4 protein-coding genes are annotated in these 4,193 nt (G+C 74.8%); 1 reads left to right on the forward strand and 3 read right to left on the reverse strand.

Translation table 11 applies throughout. The features are described from left to right. Positions 1-885: response regulator (locus tag AA75_RS28350; protein WP_233289226.1), on the forward strand; the 885-nt coding region annotated here is incomplete at its 5' end. 59 nt (positions 886-944) lie between these two features. Here AA75_RS28350 and AA75_RS28355 read toward each other — a convergent pair. The 3 genes from AA75_RS28355 to AA75_RS28365 all read right to left on the reverse strand — a co-directional run. Then, on the reverse strand, positions 945-1,448 hold the full coding sequence (locus AA75_RS28355) for a DUF4396 domain-containing protein (RefSeq protein WP_033823126.1): 504 nt from the start codon (positions 1,446-1,448) through the stop codon (positions 945-947). 86 nt (positions 1,449-1,534) lie between these two features. Further along, positions 1,535-3,196 carry a long-chain fatty acid--CoA ligase gene (locus AA75_RS28360; RefSeq protein ID WP_033823127.1) on the reverse strand — a complete coding sequence of 554 codons (1,662 nt, stop codon included), beginning with the start codon at positions 3,194-3,196 and terminating at the stop codon, positions 1,535-1,537. Positions 3,197-3,420: 224 nt separating this feature from the next. Continuing rightward, positions 3,421-4,193: DUF1906 domain-containing protein (locus AA75_RS28365; RefSeq protein WP_051813601.1), on the reverse strand; the 773-nt coding region annotated here is incomplete at its 5' end.

Genomic DNA, 4,193 nt, shown 5'->3' on the forward strand with positions numbered 1-4,193 from the left:
GCGGGTGCGGGGGCCGAGGCGGCGGCGCCGGCGGGGTCGCGGACCCCGCCGCGTCCGGTGGCGGAGCTGCCGATGTCCGGGGCGGACCGGCCGGGCGAGGAGTCCGCCGGGGCGGCTGCCGCGGCGGACCCGCCGACCATGGTGACCCCGGCCGTCGACGGTGCCCGGCGGCTGCTGGTGTGGCCCGAGCCGGACCCGTCGACCAAGCAGGCGCTCCAGGCCCGCGGCTACCGGCCGGTGATCGTGAGTTCGCGCGAGGAGGTCGACGCCCAGGTGTCGGGGTTCCCGGCGGCGCTGTTCGTCGACCCGCTGACCGGGCCGATCACCCGTACCGCGCTGCAGTCCCTGCGGACGGCCGCGCTGAACAGCCGGGTGCCGGTGCTGGTGACGGCCGGGCTCGGCCAGGCCACCCGGGACGCCGCGTACGGCGCGGACCCGGCGGTGCTGCTGCGGGCGCTGGCGCCGCGGGACAGTGAGACCCATGCGGCACGGGTGCTGCTGGTGGAGTCCGACCCGGACATCGCCGCGGCGATGATCAGCAGCCTGGAGCGGCGTGGGATGCACGTCGAGCACGCGCTGGACGAGAACGACGCGGTCTCCCGGGCCAGCAGTGTGCAGCCGAACCTGGTGGTGATGGACCTGCTGCAGGTCCGCCGCCGCCGGGCGGGGCTGCTGGACTGGCTGCGCGCCAACGACCGGCTGCACCGCACGCCGCTGGTGGTGTACACCTCGGTGGATCTCGACCCGCAGGAGCTGCCGCGGCTGCGGACCGGGGAGACGGTGCTGTTCCTGGCCGAGCGGTCGACCACCGAGGACGTGCAGTCCCGGATCGTCGACCTGCTCGGGCGGATCGGTGCGATGGGCGAGGTCAGCGCGGTCGGCTGAGTCCGGACCGGCGGCGGCACCCGGGCTCCCGGGTGCCGCCGCCGGTGGTGGCGCCGTCGTCAGTGGTGGGCGTGGGCGACCGCGTGGCCGCGGCCCCGGCCGATCAGCAGGCGGTTCACCGGGACGGTGAGCGTGAAGGCCAGGGACAGCGAGCCGGCCAGCGAGGTCCAGAACAGGGCGTCGCCGAGGCCGGCGTCCATCGCGCCCGGGACGGCCAGCATGGCGGTGTTGTCGATCAGTTCCATGACCAGGATGGAGACGGTGTCGGCCGCCAGGGCGACCTTGAACGCCCGGACCGGGTCGAGGCCGGCCCGCAGGACGCCGCGCATGGTCAGCGCGTAGCCGAAGGCGAAGGCGAGCGCGATCGACAGGCCGATGGTGGCGCCGGTATGCAGGCCGAGGGCGGTGCCGATGACCAGGCCGAGGACCTCGCCGATGGCGCAGCCGGTGAGGCAGTGCACGGTGGCGCGGGCGGCGTCGGCCCAGCCGGTGCGGCGCGGCCGGCCGGCGGGGCGGTGCTCGTGTCCGTGCTGGTGCGGGTGGTGCTGGGGCTGGTGGTCCATGGTGGGTCCTCCTGCTCTGGCAGCGGTTCCACCCATGGCAACCGGATACCCCCCGGGGGTATTCCCGAGGGGTGTCCGGCGGTCCGTCACGCCTTGCCGAGCACGGTGACCTCCAGGCGGTCCTGCGCGTACTCGGCCCGGATCACCTTCTTGTCGAACTTGCCGACGCTGGTCTTCGGCACCGCGGGCACCAGCGCCCAGCGCTCGGGCAGCTGCCAGGAGGCGATCCGCCCGGCCAGGAACTCGCGCAGCTCGGGCAGCCCCACCGTGGCGCCGGCCCGCAGCACCACGGTGGCCAGCGGGCGCTCGCCCCACTTCTCGTCGGGCACCGCCACCACCGCGGCCTCGGCCACCTCCGGGTGGGCCATCAGGTGGTTCTCCAGCTCGACCGAGGAGATCCACTCACCGCCGGACTTGATCACGTCCTTGGCGCGGTCGGTGAGCGTCAGGTACCCGTCGGGGGTGATGGTGCCGACGTCGCCGGTGCGCAGCCAGCCGTCCTCGCTGAACTTGTCCGCGGGCCGCTCCGGGTCCTGCCCGGCGCCGGCGAAGTACGCGCCGGCGATCCACGGGCCGCGGACCTCCAGTTCGCCCTGGGCCTCGCCGTCGTGCGGCATCCGCTCGCCGGCCGGGCCGACCAGCCGCGCCTCGACCGAGGCCGGGAAGAGCCCCTGGGTGACCCGGTACGGCCACTCCTGCTCCGGGGTCAGCCCGCCGGGCGGGAGGGCGAAGGTGCCCAGCGGGGAGGTCTCGGTCATGCCCCAGGCGTGCACCACCTGGATGCCGTGGCGCTCCTGGAAGCCCTTCATCAGGGCGGGCGGGCAGGCCGAGCCGCCGATCACCACCATCCGGATCGAGGAGGTGTCGTAGCTGCCGGTGTCGAGCTCGTCCAGCAGGCCGTTCCAGATCGTCGGGACGGCTGCGCTGACGGTCGGCCGGAAGCGGTCGATCATCTCGGCGAGCGGCTTGGGCTGCAGGTGGCGGTCGGGCATCAGCAGGCTCGCGCCGGACATGAAGGCGGCGTGCGGCAGGCCCCAGGCGTTGACGTGGAACATCGGGACGACCGGCAGCGCCAGGTCGCGGGAGGTCAGGCCGAAGCTGTCCGCCGCGTTGACCTGCAGGCAGTGCAGGTACACCGAGCGGTGGCTGTAGACCACGCCCTTGGGGTCCCCGGTGGTGCCGGAGGTGTAGCAGAGCGCGGCGGCCCGGCGCTCGTCCAGGTCGGTCCGCCAGGGGTACTCGAGCGGCCGGCCGGCGATCAGTTCCTCGTAGCCGTGCACGGTGCCCGCGAAGCCGTCGAGCAGCGAGCGGTCGCCCTCGCCGTTGACCACGATGTGCCGCAGGGTGGCGTTCAGCTGCGGCAGCACGCCGGCCAGCAGCGGGAGCAGGCTGCCGTCCACGATGATCGCGCCGTCGGCGGCGTGGTTGATGATGTACGCGAGCTGGTTGGCGGGCAGGCGCAGGTTGAGGGTGTGCAGCACGGCGCCCATGGAGGGCACCGCGAGGTAGACCTCCAGGTGTTCCGCGTTGTTCCACATCAGCGTGCCGACGATGCTCTCCTCGGTGACCCCGAGCCCGTCCCGCAGCGCGTGGGCGAGCTGCGCGGCGCGGGCGCCGACCTCCGCGAAGGTGCGGGTGGCCGGCTCGGCCCCGTTCCAGGTGGTGACGGTGGAGCGGCCGTGGACGGTGGAGCCGTGCGTCAGGATTCGGGCAACGGTGAGCGGGACGTCCTGCATCGTGCTGTACACGGGTCCTCCTTGACCGGCGGCGGCTGGGCGCGGCGCCTGCGGCTACTGGCTGGTAGCGCACGACGCGTCGCCCGATTCTGTCGGCCCCGGGGCCCCGGTGTCAGCCTTCGCAACCGGGATGAGACCTGCGGCTCACCGCGCCGGGCGCGGCGCGGCGGGCGCAGAACGGGCGCGGAACAGGCGCGGGAGGGGCGCGCCGGGTGGACGCCGGGCGAGGCCCGGGGTCAGCGGGCGACCAGGGTGTCCAGGTGGTCGCGGTCGATGGTGAGGGTGGCGCCGCCGTAGGTCTCCTGGGTGTTGCCGCGGTACTGGTGGACCCGCCGGCGGTCGGCCCACAGGCCGTCGAGGGTGCCACTGGTGTCGGCGGTATCGGCCCGGTCGTTCCAGCGGGCGAACCAGACGGCGTCGGGCAGCGGCGAGCTGCCGGCCCGGGCCGCGGCCGCCAGGTCGGCGATGCCTGAGTCGGTGCTGGAGTAGAAGCCGGCGTGGTAGCCGGAGGTGTGCAGGGCCTGCGTCCAGCCCATCGCGAACTCGACGACGGCCTGGCTGCAGGCCGCGTCCCCCCGCGGGTACGACTCGATGTCGAGGTAGACCGGTGTGCCGGCGGCCAGGCCGAGTGCCTTCAGCGCGCGCACCGCCGTCGCCGCCTCGTCGCGGCCCTGCTGGACGGCCGTGGCCGGGTCGATCCGCCGCGGCCTGCCGGCCGCCGTCCGGCACGGCGCCTGCGGGCCCACGTGGGTGGGCAGCAGTTTCCAGCCCATCGCGCGGACCCGGCGGACCCAGTCGGCGGTCAGCCGGGGCTGGGTGCAGGCACGGTGGTCCCCGCTGCTGTAGATGCCGAGGGCGCCGTACGGGGAGGAGTTCCACCAGGCCTGCATGGTCTCCAGCGCCGGGGCGGTGCAGGCGTCGAAGCCGGGGCCGGAGTAGAGCGCCCTGGGGAGTGCCTCCCGGCGGCCCTTCGGGTCGGGCAGGACGGTGCGCGGCGGGGGCGGCGGGG

This window comes from Kitasatospora sp. MBT63 (assembly GCF_000710465.2).
Lineage (GTDB): Bacteria > Actinomycetota > Actinomycetes > Streptomycetales > Streptomycetaceae > Kitasatospora.